Here is a 24,529-nt window from a genome sequence, read left to right on the forward strand (position 1 = left end):
TACCATGCTTACTTCGTATTTTTGTGACATGCATATTCACATTGGTGGTACGTGGACGGGTAAACCTGTGAAAATAACGGCTTCTCGCCAAATGACTCTCACCAAAATTTTAGAGGAGGCCTCAGAAAAAAAGGGAATGGATGTAATCGGGATTATCGATGCACATTCGCCGGAGGTTCAGGATGAGCTGGTAGATCTGTTGGAAAAGGGGTCAGCAACTGAACAGGATGATGGAGGAATTTCCTACAAAGATACGTTGTTAATCTTGGGGTGCGAAGTAGAAATCAAAGAGCCAGGACGAGGTGCAGCTCATTTTCTTGTTTATTTGCCGAAGCTGCAAGAAATGAAGCAATTTACCGCGTGGTTGTCTGAACGCTGCAAAAATGTGCAATTAAGCTCTCAGCGTATTTACACATCACTGAAGGAATTGCAAGCCTGTGTCCACCAATTGCAGGGCCTTATGATCCCGGCCCATATTTTTACGCCGCATAAAGGGATGTACGGGAGCTGTACAGATTCGATGGCCGAAGTGCTTGATCCTTCGCTCGTTTATGCGGTTGAGCTGGGATTGAGCGCGAATACCACTATGGCGGACCGCATATCCGAGCTCCATGACAAAACCTTTCTCACAAACTCAGATGCCCATTCTCTGGCAAAGATAGGCCGGGAATATCAAGCGATGTATATGCAAGAGCGTTCCTTCGCAGAGTGGGTGAAAGCGATTAAGCGCATCGGTGGAAGAGGGGTTCATGTGAATTATGGTCTGCATCCCGAGCTTGGAAAGTATCATCAAACGGCTTGCCAAGGGTGCCAGTCCTTACTCGCGGCGGATGCCTCAGGCAAATGTCCGGAATGCGGCTTCCAACGAATTGTGCGAGGGGTTGCAGCGCGCATTGATCAGCTGGCGGATGTAGAGGCTTGCCAGCATCCGACGTTCCGTCCTCCTTATATCGAGCAAATCCCGTTGGAATTCATTCCGGGGGTTGGTCCGAAATTATTGGATAAGCTGTATCGGTCGTTTGGTACACAGATGAACGTGCTGCATCGTGCGACCGAAGAAGAGCTCACCCATGTGGTCGGAGAGAAAATCGCTTCACTTATCGTACAAGCACGAGAGGGAAAGCTCTCCATTCAAAAGGGCGGCGCTGGTACTTACGGAAAGATCGTCCCGATGTAGGTTGTCATAGGGTGGAACTCGTCCGCATAAGCTGTACAGTAATCAGCCAAGCGGGAGGCGACGAAGTGTGCGTTCACGAGTCGGACAAACTATCCAATCCTATGCGAGAGAGCATCAGTCACTCTACTGGTTCACGATCGTCCTGTTTACAATGGGCATTATTTTCGGAGCCGTCCTCGTCAATTCATTGCCATTATCACAGAAGCAGGAGCTGTACGGTTTTCTGCAATATTTTTTCAACAGTCTTGGCAGTGATGGCATCCCTGAGACGAGTGCCCATTTTCAGCAGGCGTTTGGTCATTATGCCAAAACCATAGCGATCATGTGGGTGCTGGGATTATCTATTATTGGGTTGCCAATGATTTTGCTGATGCTCTTCTTAAAAGGAGTCGTAGTTGGTTTCACTGTTGGTTTTTTGGTGAGTCAGCTCCAATGGCAAGGTGTAACATTTGCCATGGTGGGTGTTCTCCCGCAAAATTTATTAGTCGTCCCTGCCCTTTTTATTGTAGGCGTCAGCGGAATTTCGTTCTCGCTTCGACTCATAAGGACGAGAGTGCTAAGTAAAAGGGATGTCATCATGCCGCATTTTATGGGCTATACTGTTCTTGTTCTTAGCATGCTGGCGGTATTGACGATTGCAGCCTTGTTTGAAACCTTCATTTCGCCTAGGTTGATGCAGCTCGTACTTAATTAAGAATAATTCTCAGGTAAGAACTTATGCATTTGACTTATTCGATGCCCCTCTACTATAATAGGAACAGGTTTCATGCGAGCGGGGAGGGGCATTAATGTTGGAAGAAAAATTAGAGAAAATTAAGCAGCAGTTGCATTCACAGAACTACAAGCTGACACCACAGCGTGAAGCCACTGTTCGCGTGTTGTTGGAGAATGAAGAAGATCATTTGAGTGCGGAAGATGTTTACTTGCTGGTGAAGGATAAAGCACCGGAAATCGGGCTTGCAACCGTATACAGGACATTAGAGCTGTTGAGCGAACTGAAGATCCTTCATAAAATGAATTTTGGCGATGGCGTAGCTCGTTACGATCTTCGTGATGATAATGCTGCCTATCACCATCATCACCTTATTTGCCTTAATTGCGGTACGGTGGATGAAATTTTTGAAGATCTGCTTGTCACAGCAGAAGAAAAAGTCAAGAATGTTTACAACTTTTATATTACCGACCACCGATTGACCTTCTACGGGATCTGCAATCGTTGTGTAGATAAAGTGAACGTGGAGGACTTCAAATAAGTCGACTTCTCTGGGAACGGAGAAGTTTTTCTTTTTTCCTTGGGAGCTTTTGTAATGGCAGACCTATTCCTGTGGAATCCTAAGAGAGGATCGATTCGAATGCAGCAGGGGACAAGTGCATATAAATGAAAGAAAGTCTGTAAGGAGGCTTACGGATGAAGGTCTCTTATCGCCGCGTGATGGAGGGGCTTCGTTTCTTGCTTCTATTCATTACCTGTACCTTGCTCTCTTATGGCATCATAACGTTGCTGGCGGACAAATTTCTCCCGGCAAACCCTTATCATGAACCGCATGGTAACGCGGTGAAGGTAGTAAAAGTGATCAATACCTCTCAGACACAGGATTTTGACGGATATGTCGCACGACTACAGCTCTTTTTTTTAACGGGAGAGTAATGCAGGTTTGATAGAGTTTTTTATCTGGAGAAGCAGGAGTTTCTTTTTCTTTGTGGAAAGCAATACAAGATACTTATCAGCTAGAAGGGGACAGCTTCATGGACAGTCTGATTGATCAGTTTATTCATTTCCTGACTGTGGAGAAAGGGTTATCGAGAAATACCCTGGAATCCTATCAACGGGATATGGTGGCCTTTACCTCGTATTTACAAGAGCAAGGTGTCACGCGCGTAGAGGATTCTACTCGGACGCACATCGTTGGGTACTTACTTGTTTTACGGGAAAAAGGACGTGCTACAGCAACGCTTTCTCGCAACATGGCATCGATACGGGCGTTTTATCAGTTTCTCGTTCGGGATAAATACATAGATAAAGATCCATCCATCCATCTGGAAACACCGAAAATCGAGAAACGCTTGCCGAAAGTGCTCTCTGTTGAGGAAGTGGAACGTCTTTTGGAAAGTCCTCCTGTCAATCATCCTGCCGGGCTGCGGGACAAGGCGATGCTTGAGCTCCTATATGCGACAGGCATTCGTGTCTCGGAGTTAGTCAATCTGGATAGTGCTGATGTGAATCTGGATATGGGCTTTGTCAAATGCTTGGGAAAAGGATCAAAAGAACGAATCATTCCGTTAGGCTCAGTTGCCATTCAAATGGTTCGCCACTATTTACAGGCAGGGCGACCCAAGCTGGTAAAAGGAACTGGCGATAATGCATTATTTCTGAATCACTTGGGCAAACAAATTACACGGCAAGGTTTTTGGAAAATTATTAAGCGATATGCCCAAAAATCAAACATCCGTGCTGAGATTACACCCCATACGCTTCGCCACTCTTTTGCCACTCATTTATTGGAAAATGGAGCCGATTTGCGCTCTGTTCAAGAGATGCTTGGGCATGCTGATATTTCAACCACCCAGATTTACACACATGTAACCAGAACGCGGATTAAGGACATCTATGCCAAGACACATCCGCGAGCATGAGTATGAAAAAACGATCGACTCCGCCTGATTGTCGGGCGGAGAAAAATTTTCTGAATCAGGTCAGACGTCTGACGACTTGATGATAGAAAATGAATGACTGGTAAACAGGAGGCGTTAAGATGCAGTATTCTCGAGTTTTTCTGATCGTCATGGACAGCGTAGGGATTGGCGAACAACCTGATGCGCCTAAGTTCAATGATGCAGGAGCGAATACCTTAGGTCATATTGCGGAACGAGTTGCAGGATTTTCATTGCCCAACCTGCAAAAATTGGGATTGGGAAATATAGCACCACTCCAAAACGTTGAACCAGTAGCAGCTCCTATGGCCCATTATGGGAAAATGCAGGAAATCTCCATGGGGAAAGATACGACGACGGGTCATTGGGAAATCATGGGTCTGCATGTGTCTACTCCGTTTAACACGTATCCAGATGGATTTCCCCAAGAGTTGATCTCAGAATTTGAGCAGCGTATCGGTCGTAAGGTGCTCGGGAACAAAGTCGCTTCTGGAACAGACATTCTCGACGAGCTTGGCGAAGAGCATATGAATACCGGTGCAGTGATTGTCTATACATCTGCGGATAGTGTATTCCAGGTGGCAGCACACGAAGAGATCGTCCCGCTTGAAGAGCTGTACCATATTTGCGAGGTAGCCCGTGAGTTGACGCTTCGTGATGAATTCGCCGTTACTCGTGTCATCGCGCGTCCATTTGTTGGGCAGCCAGGCAATTTTAGCCGTACAGCAAATCGTCATGATTATTCCGTGAAGCCATTTGCTCCGACAGTCATGAATCGTCTGCAAGATGCTGGTCTTGCTTCTATTGCCATTGGCAAAATCAGCGACATCTACGCAGAAGAGGGTGTTACCCAATCTATCCGTACCAAAGATAATATGGATGGTGTAGATCAAATTCTGGGCACGATGAAACAATCGTTTACGGGCCTTTCCTTTGTCAATCTCGTGGACTTCGATGCGAAGTTCGGTCATCGCCGTGATCCAGAAGGGTATGGTCAGGCATTAATGGAGTTCGACGCTCGTATTCCAGAGCTTTTGGAAGCGCTACAAGAAAATGATTTGCTGGTAATCACGGCAGACCATGGTAACGATCCTGTACATCATGGCAGCGACCATACCAGAGAATACGTTCCGTTGCTTGCTTATCACAAGGGGATTCAAGCTGGACAACATTTGGGTATCCGCGAGACATTTGCGGACTTGGGTGCGACCATCGCAGACAATTTTGGAGTAACAGCTCCCGTGATTGGGAAGAGCTTCCTGAATCGTTTATAAAGGTAAAGTAAAAATAAATATTTATATAATAGAAGAAACACAAAAAAGGAGAGAGTTAAATTGGCAAATTTCCATGACGCAGTAGCATATATCGAACCGAAATTGACAGAAAAACCAACCATTGGTCTCGTACTCGGATCAGGTCTTGGTGTATTGGCAGATGAAATCGAAAATCCGGTGATCATTCCTTATCATGAAATCCCTGGCTTCACTGTGTCCACGGTTGTCGGTCACAAAGGACAACTCGTGATTGGTAAGCTGCAAGGCAAACAAGTTGTTGCAATGCAAGGTCGTTTCCACTTTTATGAGGGGCATGGACTGGACGCCGTTGTTTTCCCAATCCGTGTCATGAAGCTGCTCGGTGTAGAAACCATTATGGTGACCAATGCGGCTGGCGGAATTAACGAAGGCTACAATCCAGGCGACCTCATGCTGATTTCCGATCACATCAACATGACGTTCCGCAATCCGTTGATCGGTGCAAATGATGAACAACTGGGAGCGCGTTTCCCGGATATGTCTGAGGCTTATTCCAAACAGCTCCGCAAGCTCGCTCATGAAGTTGCGTCTGAGCAAGGCATCCAGCTTCGTGAAGGTGTATACGCAGGTCTGCTAGGTCCTTCCTACGAAACTCCTGCGGAAATCCGTATGCTTCGTATGTTGGGCGGGGATGCTGTTGGGATGTCAACTGTACCAGAAGTAATCGTGGCACGACACATGGGTGTGAAGGTGCTCGGTATTTCGTGCATTAGCAACATGGCAGCAGGTATTTTGGAACAGCCTCTATCCCATGATGAAGTTATGGAAACAACAGAGAAGGTAAAATCTCAATTCCTGGCTCTGGTCAACGGTATCGTAGCCAAAATGTAAGTAACGGATTCGGAGGGATTAACAATGCGTATGGTCGATATGATCGCCAAAAAACGTGATGGCGGAGAACTGACAACAGAAGAGATTCAGTTTCTGGTGACAGGCTATACCGATGGAAGTATTCCTGACTACCAAATGTCCGCATGGGCAATGGCAGTCTTTTTCCGTGGCATGACGGCGAGAGAAACGGGAGATCTAACCTTGGCAATGGCAGGGTCAGGCGAACAGCTTGACCTGTCTTCTCTGCAAGGAATTAAGGTGGACAAGCATAGTACTGGCGGAGTAGGGGACAAAACTACTCTTGTTGTTGCGCCACTGGTAGCGGCAGCGGGTATTCCTGTGGCAAAAATGTCTGGAAGAGGCCTTGGATACTCAGGAGGCACCATCGACAAGCTGGAGTCCTTCGCAGGTTTTGAAGTAGAACGCACACGCGAGCAATTTTTGCAGCAGGTGCGTGATATTGGCGTGTCCGTAATCGGACAGTCTGGCAATCTGACACCTGCGGATAAGAAGCTGTATGCTCTACGTGACGTGACAGCTACTGTGGAGGCTGTGCCGTTGATTGCAAGCTCCATTATGTCCAAGAAGATTGCGGCTGGAGCAGATGCCATCCTGCTTGATGTAAAAGTAGGGAAGGGCGCTTTCATGAAAAGCATTGAAGAGGCAGAAACGTTAGCAAATGCGATGGTTGCGATCGGCAGCCAAGTAGGACGTAAAACCGTGGCGGTTATCAGCGATATGAACCAGCCGCTTGGCTTTGCTGTGGGCAACGCACTAGAAGTGAAAGAAGCGGTGGAGACCCTTGCAGGTAGAGGTCCACGCGATTTGACTGAGCTGGTGTTGTCTATTGGTTCCCGCATGCTTGTAATGGGGGGCCTTGTTGGTGATGTGGAAGAAGGACGCAAGAAGCTCGAAGACCTGATGGCTTCCGGAAAGGCAGTAGATAAACTGGCGGAAATGGTAGAAGCTCAAGGCGGCAATAAGCAGGACGTCTATGATTTGTCTCGTCTGCCGCAAGCAAAGATCATTCATACCGTTACAGCCGAACAGGACGGCTTTGTAAGTGCGATTGATGCGGAAGCGATCGGTCATGCTTCTGTTGTCCTGGGTGCTGGCAGATTGACAAAAGAAATGCCAATTGACTTGGCAGTAGGTCTTGTTCTGCACAAAAAACGTGGGGATCAAGTGAAGGCTGGAGAAGTTTTGGTCACTATCCATGCCAACGAAGACCAGCTTCTGCAAAATGCGTTGAAAGAAATGGAAGGTGCCTTCCAGATTTCGACGGCAATCGACGGAGAGCAACCGTTGATCTATAAAATTATCGAAGCATAGATTGTAGGATATTAGTTGATCGATCAAATAAAACAAGGCGTGCACAGCACATGAGCACGCCTTGTTTTATGAGTAAAAATACAGTTTCTCGAAAAAATATTGTTGATTAAATCTAGTTTTTCATATTCAATAGTAAGATGTAAGTCGTTTTTTTATTATATAAAAAATATTTTACTGTTCGGATTGACTTTATAAAGTTTTATTATTCTACTTGTCAAATTTCGTTGACACCGCTATCATTTCCGATTACTTTTATTGTATTAGACTGTTTGTAAAAGATTGTTGCGAAATTCGTAAAAAAATGATGGAGGTTCCCAGAAAATCGTATTTATGAAAAAGCTGGACCATGTCGACAGACAGATTCTGCAAATCCTCCATGAAGATGGGCGTATCCCATATACAGAAATCGCCCATCAACTAGGCGTGAGTGAAGGAACGATTCGATCACGTATCACTCGCCTTTTACAAGACGGAGTCTTCCAATTCGTAATACAACCCGATCCAGAGAAATTAGGATTACATGTGCAGGCTATCATCGGGTTAACCACCAAGCTAGGTTTGCAGAAAGAAGTGGCAGAAAAATTAAGCAAATTTTCTGCAGTACGCTTTGTAGGCGCTTATAGCGGTAAGCACGACTTGATTATCCAAGCGTGTTTCCATAGTAATGATGAGCTGATCACCTTTGTCAATGAACGACTCTCTCAAATTGAAGGAATTGCAGCTGCGGACGTTTCACTGGAACTGAAGCAGTACAAAGACACCTTCTCTTTCGTTCAAGACGACGAGGTGACCCTGCAATGAAAGGGGTTGATGCCTTCCAGCCGAAGTCAAGCAGCTTCGCATAGTTTTCGTTTTTTTTTCGTCCTTTATTTTCAGAAAAAAGACAAAAAAGAAAAACGTACTGGGGGTTATTGCGTTGAAAAAGAATGTGTTTGCACTTGTGAGCTCAATTGCTGTATTAGGAACCGCCCTGGCAGGGTGCGGAGGAGGACAACAAACTGCCACTCCACCGGCAGGAGGTACACCAGCACCTTCACAGCCTGCAACACCAGCTGCTGAGAAGAAGCCACAAGTTTTAAAGATGAACCTGCACTCGGAGCCACCTACAACTGATCCAGGGCTCGCAGAGGACACGACTTCAGGCGCGATTATCTTGGCAACCTTTGATGGCTTGACCCGCATTGGAACCGATGACAAGCCGCATGAAGCTGCTGCTGAGAGCTATACCGTCTCTGATGATAAGCTCACTTACACATTTAAAATCAGAGAAGCGAAATGGAGCAATGGTGATCCTGTAACAGCACATGACTTTGAGTATGCTTGGAAGCGTGCTCTCGATCCAAAAACAGCTTCCAACTACGCATATCAGCTGTACTACGTGAAGAATGGCGAAAAAGCAAATAAGGGCGAAGCAAAGCTTGATGAAGTAGGCGTGAAGGCACTTGACGATAAGACGCTGGAAGTTAAGCTGGAGAATCCGACTCCATACTTCCTGGAATTACTCGCATTCCGTACCTACTTCCCAGTTAACAAAAAAGTACTTGATGCAAATCCGAAGTGGGCAGGCGAAGCAAGCTCGCACGTCGGGAACGGTCCTTTCAAAATCGAATCTTGGGAGCACAAGAGCAAGATGGTGCTCGTGAAGAACGAAAATTACTGGGATAAAGACAATGTAAAGCTCGAAAAAATCGAATTCTCTATGGTAGAAGACGAAAATACAGAGCTCTCCATGTTCGAAAATGGCGAAATCGATTGGGCTGGCGCACCGATGAGTGCTTTGCCAACAGATGCGATTTCAGCATTGAAAGAGCAAGGCAAGATTCAAACCAATCCAATCGCGGGTACGTATTGGTACAAGTTCAATACCGAAAAGCCGCCATTTAATAATATTAAAGTAAGAAAAGCATTTGCCTACTCGATCGATCGACAAGCCTTGATCGACAACATTCTCCAAACGGGCCAAATCCCGGCAACAGGCGCTGTACCTCCATCCATGGTACTGAATCCAAATGGCTATTTCAAAGATAAGGATCTAGAAAATGCGAAAAAGCTATTGGAAGAGGGACTGAAAGAGGTTGGCATGAGCAAGTTGCCAGCGATTACCTTATCCTACAATACATCTGAGGCTCACAAGAAGATTGCTGAGGCCATCCAAGACCAATGGAAGAAAAATCTCGGCGTAGATGTGAAACTCGAGAATAAAGAATGGAAAGTTTACCTGGAAGATATGCATGAGGGTAACTTCCAGATTGGACGGATGGGCTGGCTGGGTGACTTCAATGACCCAATCAACTTCCTGGAACTCTTCAAGGATAAAATGGGTGGAAACAACGATACACGTTGGGAAAATGCAAAATATAAAGAGTTGTTGAACCAATCCGCTAAGGAATCCGACCTCGAGAAACGTAAGAAAATTTTGGCAGATGCGGAGCAAATCCTGATGGATGAAATGCCAATCATGCCAATTTACTGGTACACACAATCTTGGGTACAGAAACCAGAGGTCAAAGGTGTTCACCAAACGGGCCTGGGTGACGTGGATTGGAAAGGCGCGTACATCGAGTAATTTCATAATGAAGGAAACGGGATTTGCAGCAGAGGGTATATGGTTGCACATATGCTCTCTGCTATGCAAGCCCTTCCCATAAATACCAGCTGGCATGATTGCCAGCAAAGAGAAAATAGAGAGAGAAGCTTTACTGCAAGAGATCTAAGGGTTATTTACACAGCCGATTTTTACACTGTGTCGGCAGCGTTCCGCAGTGTAAAGATGGGACGTGAAAGCAATCAAAAATCTACCAAGGGGGTAAGTTAGTTGATCCGTTATCTCGGTAAGCGCATCATTTTTATGCTCATCTCGCTCTTCTTAATTGTAACGGCCACCTTCTTCATCATGAAAGCAGTACCAGGTGGTCCATTTACATCCGAGAAGCAGGTCCCGCCGGAAATTAAGGCAGCACTAGAGGCAAAGTACAAGCTGAACCTGCCGTTGCATGAACAATACTTTGAATATTTGAAAGGTGTAGTAACTTGGGATCTCGGTCCGTCGTTTACGGAGAAATCTTCGAATGTTAACGACATGATTAATCGTGGTTTCCCTGTTTCTGCTCACTTGGGAGCACAAGCTTTATTGCTCGCTATCTTTGGTGGTATTACGTTAGGGGTTATCGCAGCACTAAACCATAATAGATGGCAAGACTATTCTGCAATGGTTATCGCTGTTTTGGGATTATCGGTACCAAGCTTTATTTTGGCGTCCTTTTACCAATACATTTTCGCTATTCAATTGGGCTGGTTTCCAATCGCGAAATGGGAAGGATTTGAGTACACCATCCTTCCTTCATTGGCACTCGCCGCATCACCGATGGCATTTATCGCGCGTTTGACGCGTTCCAATATGATTGAAGTTATGGGTCAAGATTACATCAAAACTGCAAAAGCAAAAGGATTGCACACTGTTGCTATTACAGTAAAACACGCAATTCGTAATGCGCTCTTGCCAGTTGTTACTTACCTGGGTCCACTGATTGCTGGTATTTTGACAGGTGCATTCGTTATTGAACGTATTTTCGGTGTTCCTGGTCTTGGTCGCGAATTCGTATTGTCCATTACAAACCGCGACTATACGGTAATCATGGGTACGACCGTGTTCTACTCTATTATCCTGGTTGTGATGATTCTGATTGTTGACATCGCATACACCTTGGTAGACCCACGGATCAAACTTTCGGACGCAGGAAAGGAGTAATGACACGTGCAAAACTTGACAAAAGAACATTTTGAGCCAATTTCCGTTGACCTCCGTCAAGCAGAATCAATCAAGCGCCCTAGTCTCTCTTTCTGGTCTGACGTTTGGCGCCGTATGAGAATGAATAAAGTTGCAATGGCTTCCATGATCTTCATTATTGCCTTGATCGTATGTGCCATTGTGGTTCCATGGCTTACTCCACAAGATTATTTTACGACCGATTTGGCTGGGAAGAACAAAAAGCCATCTGCTGAACACTGGTTTGGTTCAGATGACTTGGGTCGTGACGTATTTGAGCGAATCTGGTACGGTGCACGTATCTCTCTGCAAGTAGGTCTTGCCGCAGCGTTTATCGATCTGATCATTGGTGTGATCTGGGGCGGTATCGCAGGTTTCTATGGTGGCAGAGTAGATGAAATGATGATGCGTATCGCGGATATCCTGTTTGCGATTCCTTACCTGCTGGTTGTTATCTTATTGATGGTTGTGTTAGAGCCTGGTGTCGGAACGATTATTATTGCCTTAACGATAACGGGATGGATCGGAATGGCCCGGATTGTGCGTGGTCAGATCCTTCAATTGAAAAACCAAGAGTTTGTACTGGCAGCGCGCTCCCTTGGTGCTGACGCTAACCGTCTGATCTTCAAACACTTGATTCCTAATGCTTTGGGTCCAATCATCGTAACATTGAGCTTGACTGTACCTTCCGCGATTTTCGCAGAATCCTTCTTGTCCTTTATCGGGTTAGGGGTTTCGGCTCCGATTGCATCGTGGGGAACGATGTCCAATGAGGGCTTGCCGGCCATGAAGTACTATCCATGGCGTTTGACATTCCCGGCGATCTTTATTTCATTGACCATCTTGGCATTTAACTTGTTCGGTGACGGTCTGCGTGATGCAGTAGACCCACGCCTGCGTAAATAGGAGGGATAGTCGTTATGGAACGCATTCTTGATGTAAAAGACCTGCACGTATCCTTCCATACGTATGCAGGTGAAGTAAAAGCAGTCCGCGGTGTGAATTTTCACGTCAACCGCGGAGAGGCTGTAGCGATTGTAGGGGAGTCCGGTTGCGGTAAATCCGTAACCGCTCAAACCCTCATGAAGCTGATTCCTATGCCTCCAGGTGAAATTAAAAAGGGACAAATTCTCTTCAATGGCGAGGATATCGTCAAGAAGTCGAAAAAAGAGATGGAATCGATCCGCGGTAAAGACATCGGGATGATTTTCCAAGATCCAATGACTTCCTTGAACCCAACGATGACCATCGGTAGCCAAATTACCGAGGGTTTGATCAAGCACCAAAACATGTCGAAAGCTGCAGCACGTGACCGTGCCATTGAGCTGTTGACCATGGTTGGTATTCCGCAACCTGAGAAACGTGTGGAGCAATATCCACACGAGTTCTCTGGCGGTATGCGTCAACGTGCGATGATCGCGATTGCTCTCGCTTGTTCACCGAAGCTGTTGATCGCCGATGAACCGACGACAGCTTTGGACGTAACGATTCAGGCGCAAATTTTGGACCTGATGAAAGAATTGCAAAAGAAAACAGGCACTTCCATTATCTTGATCACGCATGACCTTGGTGTTGTTGCCGAGATGTGTGACCGCGTAATCGTTATGTACGCAGGAAAAGTGATCGAGACTGGAACTGTTGACGATATTTTCTACAATCCGCAACACCCTTACACCAAAGGCTTGCTTCGCTCGGTACCACGGCTTGACTTGAACCGTGACGAGCCACTGACACCGATCTTTGGTACGCCGCCAGACCTTCTGCGTCCGCCAGTTGGCTGTGGATTCACTGCGCGTTGCGAATCAGCGATGCGTGTGTGCCAAGAGATCGATCCTGAGCTGAACGACATCAGCACTACTCAGCGAGCAGCTTGTTGGCTTCAACATCCGCTTGCTCAGAACCGTGCGTAGAAGGAGGGATATCAGTGGATAAACGTGAAAATTTGATTGAAGTACGCAATCTAAAAAAGTTCTTTTCCATTGGCGATAATACGCTGAAAGCTGTGAATGATATCTCGTTTGAGATCAAACGTGGAGAAACACTGGGCGTAGTAGGAGAGTCAGGCTGTGGAAAGTCCACTGCTGGTCGTACCATCTTGAGACTGTATGATGCGACTGAAGGGGACGTCCTGTTTGAAGGCAAGAGCATCATGAATTTGAACCAGCAGGAAATGAAGGCGATGCGCCGCAATATGCAAATGATTTTCCAAGACCCTTACGCTTCGTTGAATCCGCGTATGACAGTCGGGGATATCATTGGCGAGGCGCTGGATATTCATGGCTTGGCATCTGGTCAAAAGCGCAAAGAGCGCATTCAGGAGCTCCTTTCCTTGGTGAGCTTGAATCCTGAGCATATGAACCGCTTCCCACACGAATTTTCAGGTGGTCAGCGCCAACGTATCGGAATTGCCCGTGCATTGGCAGTAGAGCCAAAATTCATCGTGTGTGACGAGCCAATCTCTGCTTTGGACGTATCCGTACAAGCACAGGTTGTAAACCTGCTCGAACAGCTGCAAGAAAAAATGGGCTTGACCTACATGTTTATTGCTCATGACTTGTCCATGGTAAAATACATTTCCGACCGTGTAGCGGTTATGTACCTGGGGAAAATGGTTGAGTTGGCAGAAAGTGATGCTTTGTATGAAAAACCGCTCCATCCGTATACGCAAGCGCTGTTGTCTGCGATTCCGATCCCGGATCCAGAAGTTGAGCGTAACCGTGAGCGCATTGTATTGCAAGGCGATGTACCTAGCCCAATGAACCCACCAAGCGGTTGCCATTTCCGTACTCGTTGCCCGAAAGCAATGCCGGAATGCGCTGCATCCGTACCAGTGTGGAAAGAAGTAGAGCCAGGACATTTCGCGGCCTGTCACTTGTATAACTAAATCAATTACAAATAGCGAGTTCCGAGGCTACTCGTGCAGCCCGGAACTCGTTTCCCTTCATAAAGGGAGGTTTTACCTCTGAAAAAAATGGGTATTGTACCCAGAGGCAGTTTTTTCAGGGGTATTTTTTCGGAGTTCTTGCACTGGAAAATCGTAGCAGTGATAAAGGGGGCAAGTAGCATGAGCAAATTTTTGTCGCCACGATGGAAAAAGAAGGAGGGAATATCGAATCTCTTAAAAAAAGTGAACCTGACTAGCCAAGTAGCAACGGAAAAGCTAAAAGGCTCACTTGCCACAAAGATGATTGTGTTTGGTCTAATTCTTGTACTTATTATTATCGGTTCTTTGCAATACATAGCCCTTTCCTTCTCGAAATCAACATTGTTTAGCATAACCTCTAACCAAGCGAAAATGCTGGCTGATCAGCATGCAAATAGCATGGAAGATGACTTAAAAGCGATTGTGAACTCCACCAAATCGGCAGCATCCAAACGTGTGATGATGACAGAGCTGCAACCGCTTATCATGGAGCAATTTACTCTATTGCGTCAGGCGCATAAAGAAGTATCCCGAATCTATTTGATCGACACAACTACAGGGAAATCCCTATATTCCTTGACCGGAACAAATGAGATTGACTTTAAGCAAAAGCAATACTTCCAAAGAGCGCTAACTACGAAATCCTTGGTCGTTTCTGATGAAGAAATCGTTGAAGGTAGCAACAAGAGTTTTCTTTATATTGCGACACCCATTGGGGAAAAGTCCGATGATACAAGCCGGTTGTTCGTTGTTGGCTTTACGATTGACCAAATGATTCAAAAGATTCCTGAGATCTCTTTCATGGAGAATGGCTACGCATTTGTCGTTCGCCAAGATGGTTTGGTTGTGGCCCATCAAAATCCGAACAACAACAACAAGCTCGTGCTGGCTGGGGACAAAGACTATGAAGAGATGCTGGCCCTGATGAAGCAGGAGACAAGTAACAGCTTATTATACTCGGACCATGGAATTGATTCATTTGCAGCTTTTGCACCGATTCCCATGTTGAAATGGAATGTCGTTTTGTCTACGGGAACTGACGAGGTGTATGGTGAAGTAGACGGAATGTGGCTGTACTTCGTACTCTTCAGCTTGCCGATCATCGGACTCTCGGTTTGGGCGATCTGGTGGTTTGCAAAACGGATTCGACTGTCTCTGTTCGCAATCGCGCAGGATATGGATCAAATCGGCGCGGGACATTTTAATATCAACGTAAAAGTAAACGGCAATGACGAGCTGGCTATGGTTGGCCGCAAAATGAATGACATGGCGGCTGAACTTCGTAAGCTGATTGCCCTTGTACAAGGACAAGCCACTCAACTGAACGTAGCGACAGATGAGCTGACTCTATTTGCGCAAGAAAACAAGGGTGCCATTAACGTCATCACGGATAATATTTCAACGATTGCCCAACGCGTCTCTACACAGACGAATGAAGTGCAAGCAACGGCGAATACCGTCTCAGAAATATCGGAAGGCGTTGAACAGGTGGCTGTGGCTGCTGAATCTACATCGGTTGCCACGACTCGTACGTTTGAGAGAGCGCAAGGCGGTATGGAGTTAGTCGAGAACGTAATCAATACGGTAAGACGTGCCACTAGTGAGGTAGAACGTACTGCTGGGCAAATGCACAGTCTTCGAGAGCGAGCTCGTGAAATTACAAGCATCGTTGAAATGATTACGAGTATTGCATCGCAGACGAATTTGTTGGCGCTGAATGCAGCCATTGAGGCTGCACGTGCTGGAGATGCTGGACGAGGCTTCTCAGTTGTAGCCAGTGAGGTTCGCAAGCTCGCAGAGGATAGTAGCTCCTTCTCTGAGCGTATCGCTGCCATTGCCCATTCGATCAATGATGAGGCAATGGATATGAGCAAGCATATGGACGAGATCGTCACCATGGTGAGTGGAGGCTTGCAATCTGTAGAGTCTGTGGGTACCGCTTTCCATAATATCGTGGCAGAGATTCAATCGGCTGCCGAGCAAAGCGAATCGATGACGGCGACCTCGGAAGAGATGGCGGCTGGTAATCAGGTAGTGACGAACTCCATGCAACGTCTTGCCACCATGTCGGATGAAATTAGTGAATCCATTTCAGGTGTGGTAGAGACAGTGGATGAACAATTGAATTCGATTGCACGCATTAATGAAAACGTAGAGCAATTGAAAAAAATGGCGGATGAGTTAACCCAAAATGTGAGCCGATTCGTCATTTAAGAAAGTGTCCCTTCTGCTAGTAGCGGAAGGGATTTTTTCGCTTTCAAGAAGATAATCTTGCCGTTTTTGTGTGAATATTTTCCTTTCATGATGGTGAGAATAAAACCATGAATGGAGGGAAGAGACTGCTATGAAACGGAATGGATACCTCGCTCTATGCTTCGTTATGTGCTTAACCATCTTTTCTCCGATGGCGATTGCCAAAGAAAAGGCTGGACAGCAAAAGAGTGACAATCATTTTGCCCCACAAGCTTCATCCGCAGTGATGATCGAAGCGGACACGGGAACAGTCTTATATGAAAAGAACGCCAATGAAAAAATGCCACCCGCCAGTATCACCAAAGTAATGACCATGCTTTTGATCATGGAAGCGGTGGAGCGGGGAGAGCTTAAGCTTACCGATAAGGTTCGAACAAGTGAAAGAGCAGCATCGATGGGCGGGTCGCAAATCTTTCTACAGCCCGGTGAAGAAATGACGGTAGAGGACATGTTGAAAGGGATTGCGATTGCCTCAGGGAATGATGCCTCTGTAGCGATGGCTGAGCACTTGGCTGGAACAGAAGAGAGTTTTGTCACGCGAATGAATGAACGGGCACAGCAGCTCGGCATGAAAAATACGCATTTTGTCAACTCGAATGGACTTCCTGCCACGAATCACTACTCATCGGCAGCAGACATTGCGATTATGTCACGCGAGCTCTTGAAGCACGAAGGAATCACGAAGTTTACTGGTACGTACCAAGACTACTTGCGAAAAGATTCAGAAAGCCCCTTCTGGCTTGTGAATACAAACAAGCTGGTGCGCTTTTATGAAGGGGTGGACGGTTTGAAAACAGGGTACACAGGCGAAGCGAAATACTGTTTAACAGCGACAGCCAAACGTAACAACATGCGTGTCATTGCAGTCGTTTTGGGTGAGCCTGATGTAAAAACACGCAACAATGAAGTATCGACCATGTTCAATTACGCATTTACGCACTTTCAGGTGACGCCGATGTACAAAAAGGGAGAACCTGTGCGCACACTCGTAGTTGATAAGGGTCAGAAATCACAAATCAATGCGGTGACACCCCATGCAGTTAGTTTGTTGATGAAAAAAGGAGAATCGGCTGATACCTTCCAGAAGGAAATTGTCATTAAGGAAGCGGTTCACGCACCGATAGCAAAGAACCAAGTAATCGGCCACATTTTCATCCGTACGAAAGATGGAAAGGAAGTAAATCGAATCGATCTGTTCCCGGAAGATCAGGTAGATAAAGCCAACATGTGGGAGATTCTCAAGCGAACCACCAAGAGCATTTTGATTAGCTACTAGCAGACAGCATGAGCGCGAAAAGAATCGAGTTGCCCCGAATGGAATGGCGCGGCTGCTCGATTTTTTTGTTCTTTTGTCGGCTGGCAGGAATTGGTTTCGCCGAGGAAGAAAGAGAGTTTCTATCAAGGGAGAAGGAGTGTGGCAGCTATGAGTTTACGAGTTGCGATGGAGACACGGCAGGACGTGCTCGTGATCCGTTTGCAGGGTGAGCTTGATCATCATACGGCAGAGGAGTTGCGCAAGAAGGCGGATGATCTTTTGCGTACCTCTACTATCCGTCATATTGTGCTGAGTTTGGCTGACTTGACGTTTATGGACAGCTCGGGTATCGGGGTTATTTTGGGAAGATACAAGCAGATTTCTGCCCGATCTGGAGAAATGTATGTCTGCTCGATCAATCCTACAATCTATCGAATATTTGAGATGTCCGGGTTATTCAAGGTGATCAAGTTTCGCGAAAATGAAGCGGATGCTTTGCATGTTCTGGGGGTGGCGTAATGATGGTACAGCGTAACTTTATGTCAGTGTCGTTTGCAGCATTGAGCCAAAATGAAGCATTCGCACGTGTAGCAGTTGCAGCCTTCATTTCGCAACTCGATATTACGATGGACGAGCTGGAAGAAATCAAAACCGTTATATCCGAGGCTGTTACGAATGCCATTATCCATGGTTATGACGAAAATCCAGAGGGTGTGGTACAGATCTCTGTGCGAATTCAAGAGGATAGCATTGATCTGATTGTGGAAGACAATGGACGTGGAATTGAGGATGTGGAGCAGGCCATGCAGCCACTCTATACGACGAAACCGGAGCTAGAGCGCTCTGGAATGGGCTTTACGATTATGGAGAATTTCATGGATTCTTTGGAAGTGGCAACGGTTGTGGGTAAGGGAACAACTGTCCGCCTCACCAAACGCCTGGCGTTTGCCAAAGCCTTGCAAAATTAGGGGTAGTGCCAATGGGTGCCGATATCAAAAACGCGAGTCAACCATTTCTGACCAATGACCAAGTAAAAGAGCTAATCGCCAAGAGCCAAGCTGGCGACACTGAGGCACGCGAGCTTCTCGTCAACAGCAATATTCGGCTGGTCTGGTCCGTCGTCCAGCGCTTTATCAACCGTGGATACGAAGCGGATGATTTGTTTCAGATCGGTTGTATTGGCCTATTGAAGGCCGTAGACAAGTTTGATCTCTCCTATGATGTTCGATTCTCAACCTATGCTGTGCCGATGATTATCGGGGAAATTCAACGCTTCTTACGCGATGACGGTACAGTCAAGGTCAGTCGATCACTCAAAGAAACAGCCAATAAGGTACGACGAACAAAGGATGAGCTGTACAAGCAATTCGGTCGCGCACCCACGATTGCTGAGGTTGCGGACGCGGTGGGGATTACACCAGAAGAAGTCGTGTTTGCGCAAGAAGCAAATCGGGCACCTTCTTCCATCCATGAAACGGTTTTTGAAAATGATGGGGACCCCATTACACTGATCGATCAGATTGCAGATGAAGGCGTCAACAAATGGTTTGAAAAGATTGCGCTCAAGGATGCGATCAGTAGATTGAGCGAGCGGGAACAACTCATTGTCTACCTGCGCTACTACAAAGATCAGACGCAGTCGGAAGTAGCGGAGAGGCTGGGAATCTCGCAAGTGCAGGTATCGCGCCTCGAGAAGCGCATTTTGCAAACGATCAAAGACCAAATTGAGCACTAACAGATCCAAACACTCCGGTCACTACGTGGCTGGGGTGTTTTGTTTTCATTAAACAGAAGGTGACCGCTTGCAGTCAGCAAATAAACGGTCATTTCCGTTTATCTGCATGGGTTTTGTGGCTCGGCACATACTAGCGAGTAATCAGGTATGTGATGGAAGGGGAAGGTACCATGAAAGACGCGTTGTTTCTGCGCCTGAGAAAGCGATTGGCGGTAAAGCCACAAGCCATGATTACGCTTGGGGACATTTGCCAGCTTTACTGGGATGGAGAGCGCGAGGAAGCGTTAAAGCGGATGCCCATTTACCAGGCAAAGCCAACAGATGGCAATTTGATCATCATCGATATCATGCAGGTGATTAAAAGGCTGCGTTCAGTCTATCCCGACGTGGAACTGGACGTCCAGGGTGCTCCCCAAATCATTGTGGAGGTGCTTAGTCCACGAAAGAAAGCGAACCCGATTTTGGTGGGGATGGTGTGGCTTCTGCTGTTCATTGGTTCAGGATTGGCGATCATGAATTTCCATACTGATGTCAGCATGATGCAGGTTCACGAACGAATCTACTATTTGATCACAGGTGAAAAAAGCCATCAGCCCTTGTGGATGCAAATTCCATACTCCATCGGAATCGGCTTGGGGATGATTCTGTTTTTCAATCATATCTTCCAGAAAAAAATCAATGAAGAACCTAGTCCGCTAGAAGTGGAATTGTTTATGTATCAGCAAAGCCTGGATCAATACTACATACAAAATGAAAACAAGGAAAACCAACGGACGAAAAAATGAGCGTCATCAAGTGTTTGTTGCTTATTTTGATCGGGCTGGGTGGAGGGCTTGCAGTAGGGAGCGGGCTGGTTGCGTTTATTACCGTTCTGGATATCATTCCAAGGTTGACACAATTAACGAATGCTCAACGATATATCCGCTCGCTGGAATGGGCCTTGGTGGCAGGAGCGCTTTTTTTTACGTTTATTGATTTTTTTCATTGGGGAGCTCATTTGCCAGTGATTGTTTCTTCGATTTACGGGATATTTGCAGGGATATTTGTGGGGACACTCGCCGCAGGACTAACGGAGGTACTGAATGTCTTCCCGATATTAGCGAAGCGAATCCACATGGATGGCAGTCTTCTTTTTCTGTTGATGGCCGTTGTTTTGGGAAAAGTGACGGGTTCCTTACTACAATGGCTGCTCCATCTGTGAAATGGTAAATACCACTATTCATAGGCATCTTTAGAAAAAGGAAGGATATAGGAAGAAAGCTTACAAAGGGAGTGAAAGGGCATGGCAACCAAAACAAAATCCAAAAATCCCGGATCGATGCAGATGACCAAGCAACTGTATCAACAACAGGCTTCGAAGTTCCAGCCCAAACGAAACGTTCTGCTGAACTCGTTTCGTGCTTTCTGGGTAGGAGGGACCATATGTTTGTTGGGTCAGGCCATTCAAAATATGTATATTACCTTCTTCGGATTTACGGAGAAAACGGCAAGCAATCCGACCGTTGCGACGCTCATCTTTCTATCTGTTTTGCTGACAGGATTAGGTGTGTATGACAATATCGGGCAGTATGCTGGAGCAGGATCAGCCGTGCCTGTTACAGGCTTTGCCAACTCGATCGCTTCTGCTGCCATCGAACATCGGAGCGAAGGATTGGTGCTCGGCGTTGGCGGAAATATGTTTAAGCTCGCTGGTTCGGTCATTGTCTTTGGGGTTGTTGCTGCTTTCATTGCGGGAATCATAAAGAGCCTGATCAACATGCTTTTCTAAGGGAGGGCTGTCGGTGTCCAATAATCGACCAGTGAAACGAGTCAATCGGCAAACCTGGCACTTCGATCAAAATGTTCGTCTGCAAAGCTCGGCAGTTGCTGTAGGACCAAAGGAAGGCGAAGGACCGCTGGCGCACTTGTTTGATAAAATTCACGACGATATGTATGCAGGCCAACAGACGTGGGAAGACGCCGAACGCCAGATGATGGAGGATGCAGTCAATACCTTGTTGCAAAAGGCGGGCATCACAGGCAAGGATGTGGATATCATTCTCGCTGGCGACCTGTTGAATCAAAACATCACGACCAACTTTACAGCAGAGAAGTTGGCGATGCCTCTACTCGGCATGTACGGAGCGTGCTCAACCTCGATGCTCACACTGGCAAATGCGGCGGCTCTGGTAAACGCAGGCTATGCAAATAAGGCGATCGCTGCTTGCAGTAGCCACAATGCCACAGCGGAGAGGCAGTATCGTTATCCCACGGAATACGGTGGACAGAAGCCCCCGAGTGCCCAGTGGACGGTGACAGGAGCAGGTGCAGGATTGGTAGGAATCGGGGGAAATGGTCCACGCATTACATATGCGACGATGGGAAAAGTAGTGGACATGGGGATTAAAGATCCGTTCGATATGGGGACGGCCATGGCTCCAGCTGCAGCATCGACGATCCAGACTCATTTTGAAGATACGGGGCGCTCCCCACAATCCTATGACTTAATTGTGACTGGCGACTTGGCTGCTGTCGGGTACCCGATTCTAAAGGAGCTCATGTTAACCGAAGGATATGATATGGATCAAGTCTACAATGATTGTGGGTTGATGATTTACTCCCCTGATCAGGATGTATTTTCAGGTGGGAGCGGTTGCGCAAGCAGTGCCGTGGTCACGTATAGCTACATTATTGATCAGCTAAACCGTGGCTTACTGAAAAATGTATTGGTATGCGCCACGGGAGCACTTTTAAGCCCGGTAAGCACTCAGCAGGGAAATTCGATACCGTGCATCGCACATGCGGTTGCGCTTGAAGGAGGCAGCTAATGGAATACCTGATTGCTTTTGTCGTAGGGGGATTGGTTTGTGTAGTGGGTCAACTCCTTCTTGATGTTGGCAAGTTAACGCCTGCTCATGTCATGAGTACGCTGGTCGTGGCAGGAGTCTTTCTTGATTTTATCGGCGTGTATGACAAATTTATCGATTTCGCAGGCGCAGGTGCGACTGTACCGATCACGAGCTTTGGTCACTCTTTGTATCATGGAGCCATAAGCGAGGCCGAACAACATGGATTGATCGGTGTAGCAACGGGGATTTTTGAGGTCACGAGTGCGGGTATATCGGCTGCGATCGCATTCGGATTTTTTGCTTCTCTCATTTTTAAACCCAAAGGGTAAGTCTAGGCAGTAAAAGGCGGTGACCCAGCATGGACACAGTACGCCGGAAAGTCATATTGGTGACAGACGGAGATCATATTGCCCAAAAGGTTATCGAGAATGTCGCCAAACAATTTGGTGGTCGATGTATTTCACTGTCCGCCGGGAATCCGACTCCACTGCGAGGGAATCAGATGGTCGAACTGATTAAGATGACACCTTATGATCCTGTTATCGTCATGTTCGATGACAATGGAGATTACGGCAAGGGGAGAGGGGAACAAGCACTCGAATACGTGGTGAAGCATCCTGATATCGAAGTAATTGGTGCGATTGCAGTAGCCTCGAACACACAATGGGTCAAAGGTGCGACGGTTGCTTATTCCGTAAATAACCAAGGACAAATTGTAGATGAAGCGGTGGACAAGGACGGGTACGCAGACGAGCAGCTTCAGCATCATATTTATGGAGATACCGTAGACATTTTGAATTCGCTGCATGTACCCAATGTTATCGGGATTGGAGATATAGGCAAAATGGAGGGGAGGGACAGTTTGCAAAACGGTTGTCCCATCACAAAGAGAGCGGTGCAATGGATAATGGAAAGGAGCGGCGCTCATGGCACAGGTCACTGAAAAACGTCATCCCATCTCGCCTTATCTGGAAGAGAATCAGAAGTATTTGAACGACAGACTTGGTGTCGGCAAGAGTTTTGATATTGGGGTCCATGATTTTTATGTGGGCCGTACACGCATGTTGTTGTATTACATAAACGGCTTCGCGGAAAGCCTATTGATTTCGCAGATCATGCGTGAGCTGAATGATGTACGTGAGCGGGATATGGCTGACAACGCTTTCGACCATTTGTTTCACAAATTCATCCCTTTCTACCAACTGAGTAAGGTAGATACGACAGACGAGTTTATGGATAAATTGCTCGTCGGTCAAGTAGGACTGATCATTGACCGATCCTCCCATGCCATTATCATCGATGCCAAAATCCTGCCGAATCGCACACCACAGGAGCCAGATACGGAGAGGATCGTACGGGGAGCGCATGACGGTTTTACAGAAGTACTCGTAACTAATACGTCTCTTACCCGCCGAAGAATACGTGACGAACGGCTTCGATTCGAAATCATGCAGATTGGGGAGCGTACCAAGACAGATGTTGCGGTTGCCTACTTGCATGATGTAGCGAATGAAGAGCTGGTCCATACGTTGAAGGAGCGTCTACAAAACATCCAGATTGACGGGATTCCGATGGCAGAAAAAACCGTCGAAGAATTTATCATCGGAAAAACGTTGAATCCTTTCCCGTTAGTACGATATACAGAACGTCCCGATGTGGCGGCAGTACATCTACTGGAAGGTCACGTACTGATTTATGTGGATACTTCGCCAAGTGTCATGATCACACCCGCCACCTATTTTCATCATGTCCAGCATGCGGAGGAATATCGGCAAACACCGGTAATCGGTGCTTACCTGCGCTGGGTTCGTTTTCTGGGAATCTTTGCATCGGTTTTTATATTACCGATCTGGTTGCTTTTGGTCATGCACCCTTCCATGATTCCGGAGCAGCTTCATTTCTTAGGGATCAAAAAGATGGGCAGCATTCCTATTTTGGCACAATTCGTGATCGCTGAGCTCGGTCTGGACTTGATGCGGATGGCCGCCATTCATACGCCTGCGCCGCTCTCGATTGCCGTAGGTTTATTGGCCGCGATTCTGGTCGGGGACGTGGCGATCAAGGTAGGACTACTTGCACCCGAGGTTATTTTGTATTTGGCAGTGGCGGCAATCGGGATGTACTCGACTCCCAGCTATGAGATGAGCTTGGCAAATCGACTTATTCGCTTGTTTTTGATACTTATGGTGGGCTTTTTCTCTACGCCTGGACTGATGATCGGGATTACGCTCATCCTGATTTTCTTGGCTTCCACTCGTTCGCTCAATACACCTTACTTGTGGCCATTCATTCCATTCAACTACAAAGGGATGAAAGATATTGTGGTACGGCTGGCTGTGCCAAGCAAAAACAACAGGCCGAGTATCGTTCGCTCGCAAAATTCCTCTCGGCAATAATATTCTGAAAACGGATGGCATCACCCATTGTCAAACGCACAACCTTGTAGTAAATTGTAGGGAAGCCT

At 46.7% G+C, this 24,529-nt stretch carries 26 protein-coding genes; all 26 read left to right on the forward strand.

Translation table 11 applies throughout. The annotated features are described in order from the left end of the window. Positions 1-4: 4 nt before the first annotated feature. The 26 genes from HPY31_RS01525 to HPY31_RS01650 all read left to right on the forward strand — a co-directional run bounded on the left by HPY31_RS01525 (position 5) and on the right by HPY31_RS01650 (position 24,461). On the forward strand, positions 5-1,177 hold the full coding sequence (locus tag HPY31_RS01525) for an endonuclease Q family protein (protein WP_172137879.1): 1,173 nt from the start codon (positions 5-7) through the stop codon (positions 1,175-1,177). Positions 1,178-1,244: 67 nt separating this feature from the next. Further along, positions 1,245-1,871: a stage II sporulation protein M gene (spoIIM, locus tag HPY31_RS01530; RefSeq protein WP_016739960.1), complete on the forward strand. Its 627-nt coding sequence runs from the start codon at positions 1,245-1,247 to the stop codon at positions 1,869-1,871. 94 nt (positions 1,872-1,965) lie between these two features. Beyond that, positions 1,966-2,430, forward strand: a complete 465-nt coding sequence (gene fur, locus HPY31_RS01535; protein WP_007720739.1) for a ferric iron uptake transcriptional regulator — start codon at positions 1,966-1,968, stop codon at positions 2,428-2,430. A gap of 155 nt (positions 2,431-2,585) precedes the next feature. After that, positions 2,586-2,825, forward strand: coding sequence for a YqzK family protein (locus tag HPY31_RS01540; RefSeq protein ID WP_016739961.1), 240 nt, complete (start codon positions 2,586-2,588; stop codon positions 2,823-2,825). 98 nt (positions 2,826-2,923) lie between these two features. After that, positions 2,924-3,811 carry a site-specific tyrosine recombinase XerD gene (xerD, locus tag HPY31_RS01545; RefSeq protein ID WP_172138890.1) on the forward strand — a complete coding sequence of 296 codons (888 nt, stop codon included), beginning with the start codon at positions 2,924-2,926 and terminating at the stop codon, positions 3,809-3,811. 119 nt (positions 3,812-3,930) lie between these two features. Continuing rightward, the gene (gene deoB / locus HPY31_RS01550; protein ID WP_172137881.1) at positions 3,931-5,103 is read left to right on the forward strand and encodes a phosphopentomutase; all 1,173 of its coding nucleotides are present in this window, start codon (positions 3,931-3,933) and stop codon (positions 5,101-5,103) included. 60 nt (positions 5,104-5,163) lie between these two features. After that, entirely contained in the window at positions 5,164-5,973 is an 810-nt protein-coding gene (locus tag HPY31_RS01555) for a purine-nucleoside phosphorylase (RefSeq protein WP_016739964.1), read from the forward strand. 24 nt (positions 5,974-5,997) lie between these two features. Continuing rightward, positions 5,998-7,305 (forward strand): pyrimidine-nucleoside phosphorylase, encoded by a 1,308-nt coding sequence (locus HPY31_RS01560; protein ID WP_172137883.1) that lies wholly within the window; start codon positions 5,998-6,000, stop codon positions 7,303-7,305. Between the two features lie 330 nt (positions 7,306-7,635). Further along, a complete protein-coding gene (locus HPY31_RS01565; RefSeq protein WP_012686077.1) occupies positions 7,636-8,106 on the forward strand; it encodes an Lrp/AsnC family transcriptional regulator in 471 nt (156 codons plus the stop codon). A gap of 115 nt (positions 8,107-8,221) precedes the next feature. Further along, positions 8,222-9,871 carry a peptide ABC transporter substrate-binding protein gene (locus HPY31_RS01570; RefSeq protein ID WP_172137885.1) on the forward strand — a complete coding sequence of 550 codons (1,650 nt, stop codon included), beginning with the start codon at positions 8,222-8,224 and terminating at the stop codon, positions 9,869-9,871. A 249-nt stretch (positions 9,872-10,120) separates the two neighbouring features. Then, entirely contained in the window at positions 10,121-11,053 is a 933-nt protein-coding gene (locus tag HPY31_RS01575) for an ABC transporter permease (RefSeq protein WP_016739967.1), read from the forward strand. A gap of 6 nt (positions 11,054-11,059) precedes the next feature. After that, positions 11,060-11,977 carry an ABC transporter permease gene (locus tag HPY31_RS01580; protein WP_016739968.1) on the forward strand — a complete coding sequence of 306 codons (918 nt, stop codon included), beginning with the start codon at positions 11,060-11,062 and terminating at the stop codon, positions 11,975-11,977. A gap of 14 nt (positions 11,978-11,991) precedes the next feature. Continuing rightward, positions 11,992-12,981, forward strand: coding sequence for an ABC transporter ATP-binding protein (locus HPY31_RS01585; protein ID WP_012686081.1), 990 nt, complete (start codon positions 11,992-11,994; stop codon positions 12,979-12,981). 14 nt (positions 12,982-12,995) lie between these two features. Then, the gene (locus HPY31_RS01590) at positions 12,996-13,955 is read left to right on the forward strand and encodes an ABC transporter ATP-binding protein (protein ID WP_289677634.1); all 960 of its coding nucleotides are present in this window, start codon (positions 12,996-12,998) and stop codon (positions 13,953-13,955) included. A 180-nt stretch (positions 13,956-14,135) separates the two neighbouring features. Next, entirely contained in the window at positions 14,136-16,208 is a 2,073-nt protein-coding gene (locus HPY31_RS01595; RefSeq protein WP_172137887.1) for a methyl-accepting chemotaxis protein, read from the forward strand. A gap of 130 nt (positions 16,209-16,338) precedes the next feature. Beyond that, positions 16,339-17,523 carry a D-alanyl-D-alanine carboxypeptidase family protein gene (locus HPY31_RS01600; RefSeq protein ID WP_172137889.1) on the forward strand — a complete coding sequence of 395 codons (1,185 nt, stop codon included), beginning with the start codon at positions 16,339-16,341 and terminating at the stop codon, positions 17,521-17,523. Between the two features lie 147 nt (positions 17,524-17,670). Further along, the gene (gene spoIIAA, locus HPY31_RS01605) at positions 17,671-18,021 is read left to right on the forward strand and encodes an anti-sigma F factor antagonist (RefSeq protein ID WP_007724108.1); all 351 of its coding nucleotides are present in this window, start codon (positions 17,671-17,673) and stop codon (positions 18,019-18,021) included. Beyond that, on the forward strand, positions 18,021-18,470 hold the full coding sequence (gene spoIIAB, locus HPY31_RS01610) for an anti-sigma F factor (protein WP_007724107.1): 450 nt from the start codon (positions 18,021-18,023) through the stop codon (positions 18,468-18,470). The genes spoIIAA and spoIIAB overlap by 1 nt, the downstream gene beginning before the upstream one ends. 11 nt (positions 18,471-18,481) lie before the next feature. Further along, positions 18,482-19,237 (forward strand): RNA polymerase sporulation sigma factor SigF, encoded by a 756-nt coding sequence (gene sigF, locus HPY31_RS01615; protein ID WP_005827375.1) that lies wholly within the window; start codon positions 18,482-18,484, stop codon positions 19,235-19,237. A gap of 170 nt (positions 19,238-19,407) precedes the next feature. Next, positions 19,408-20,022: a stage V sporulation protein AA gene (locus tag HPY31_RS01620; RefSeq protein ID WP_087343636.1), complete on the forward strand. Its 615-nt coding sequence runs from the start codon at positions 19,408-19,410 to the stop codon at positions 20,020-20,022. After that, positions 20,019-20,438: a stage V sporulation protein AB gene (locus HPY31_RS01625; RefSeq protein ID WP_012686088.1), complete on the forward strand. Its 420-nt coding sequence runs from the start codon at positions 20,019-20,021 to the stop codon at positions 20,436-20,438. The genes HPY31_RS01620 and HPY31_RS01625 overlap by 4 nt, the downstream gene beginning before the upstream one ends. Before the next feature lie 81 nt (positions 20,439-20,519). Further along, positions 20,520-21,005 carry a stage V sporulation protein AC gene (gene spoVAC, locus HPY31_RS01630; protein ID WP_172137891.1) on the forward strand — a complete coding sequence of 162 codons (486 nt, stop codon included), beginning with the start codon at positions 20,520-20,522 and terminating at the stop codon, positions 21,003-21,005. Between the two features lie 13 nt (positions 21,006-21,018). Continuing rightward, positions 21,019-22,044, forward strand: coding sequence for a stage V sporulation protein AD (gene spoVAD / locus HPY31_RS01635; protein WP_172137893.1), 1,026 nt, complete (start codon positions 21,019-21,021; stop codon positions 22,042-22,044). Next, positions 22,044-22,394 (forward strand): stage V sporulation protein AE, encoded by a 351-nt coding sequence (gene spoVAE, locus HPY31_RS01640; protein WP_007724093.1) that lies wholly within the window; start codon positions 22,044-22,046, stop codon positions 22,392-22,394. The genes spoVAD and spoVAE overlap by 1 nt, the downstream gene beginning before the upstream one ends. 29 nt (positions 22,395-22,423) lie before the next feature. Continuing rightward, positions 22,424-23,008, forward strand: coding sequence for a stage V sporulation protein SpoVABEA (gene spoVAEA / locus HPY31_RS01645; RefSeq protein ID WP_016739976.1), 585 nt, complete (start codon positions 22,424-22,426; stop codon positions 23,006-23,008). Continuing rightward, positions 22,992-24,461: a spore germination protein gene (locus HPY31_RS01650; RefSeq protein WP_172137895.1), complete on the forward strand. Its 1,470-nt coding sequence runs from the start codon at positions 22,992-22,994 to the stop codon at positions 24,459-24,461. Before spoVAEA ends, HPY31_RS01650 begins: the two co-directional genes overlap by 17 nt. Positions 24,462-24,529 lie beyond the last annotated feature (68 nt).

Source organism: Brevibacillus sp. HB1.3 (assembly GCF_013186635.1).
Taxonomy (GTDB): domain Bacteria; phylum Bacillota; class Bacilli; order Brevibacillales; family Brevibacillaceae; genus Brevibacillus; species Brevibacillus brevis_D.

Bases quoted from the DNA above. Each gene is read 5' to 3' on its own strand.
- HPY31_RS01525 (WP_172137879.1), top strand. From the start codon at position 5: ATGCTTACTTCGTATTTTTGTGACATGCATATTCACATTGGTGGTACG.
- HPY31_RS01540 (WP_016739961.1), top strand. From the start codon at position 2,586: ATGAAGGTCTCTTATCGCCGCGTGATGGAGGGGCTTCGTTTCTTGCTT.
- HPY31_RS01650 (WP_172137895.1), top strand. From the start codon at position 22,992: ATGGCACAGGTCACTGAAAAACGTCATCCCATCTCGCCTTATCTGGAA.
- spoVAEA (WP_016739976.1), top strand. From the start codon at position 22,424: ATGGACACAGTACGCCGGAAAGTCATATTGGTGACAGACGGAGATCAT.
- spoIIAA (WP_007724108.1), top strand. From the start codon at position 17,671: ATGAGTTTACGAGTTGCGATGGAGACACGGCAGGACGTGCTCGTGATC.
- deoB (WP_172137881.1), top strand. From the start codon at position 3,931: ATGCAGTATTCTCGAGTTTTTCTGATCGTCATGGACAGCGTAGGGATT.
- sigF (WP_005827375.1), top strand. From the start codon at position 18,482: ATGGGTGCCGATATCAAAAACGCGAGTCAACCATTTCTGACCAATGAC.
- spoIIAB (WP_007724107.1), top strand. From the start codon at position 18,021: ATGATGGTACAGCGTAACTTTATGTCAGTGTCGTTTGCAGCATTGAGC.
- xerD (WP_172138890.1), top strand. From the start codon at position 2,924: ATGGACAGTCTGATTGATCAGTTTATTCATTTCCTGACTGTGGAGAAA.
- HPY31_RS01565 (WP_012686077.1), top strand. From the start codon at position 7,636: ATGAAAAAGCTGGACCATGTCGACAGACAGATTCTGCAAATCCTCCAT.
- HPY31_RS01600 (WP_172137889.1), top strand. From the start codon at position 16,339: ATGAAACGGAATGGATACCTCGCTCTATGCTTCGTTATGTGCTTAACC.
- HPY31_RS01620 (WP_087343636.1), top strand. From the start codon at position 19,408: ATGAAAGACGCGTTGTTTCTGCGCCTGAGAAAGCGATTGGCGGTAAAG.
- spoVAC (WP_172137891.1), top strand. From the start codon at position 20,520: ATGGCAACCAAAACAAAATCCAAAAATCCCGGATCGATGCAGATGACC.
- fur (WP_007720739.1), top strand. From the start codon at position 1,966: ATGTTGGAAGAAAAATTAGAGAAAATTAAGCAGCAGTTGCATTCACAG.
- spoVAE (WP_007724093.1), top strand. From the start codon at position 22,044: ATGGAATACCTGATTGCTTTTGTCGTAGGGGGATTGGTTTGTGTAGTG.
- HPY31_RS01625 (WP_012686088.1), top strand. From the start codon at position 20,019: ATGAGCGTCATCAAGTGTTTGTTGCTTATTTTGATCGGGCTGGGTGGA.
- HPY31_RS01560 (WP_172137883.1), top strand. From the start codon at position 5,998: ATGCGTATGGTCGATATGATCGCCAAAAAACGTGATGGCGGAGAACTG.
- HPY31_RS01595 (WP_172137887.1), top strand. From the start codon at position 14,136: ATGAGCAAATTTTTGTCGCCACGATGGAAAAAGAAGGAGGGAATATCG.
- HPY31_RS01585 (WP_012686081.1), top strand. From the start codon at position 11,992: ATGGAACGCATTCTTGATGTAAAAGACCTGCACGTATCCTTCCATACG.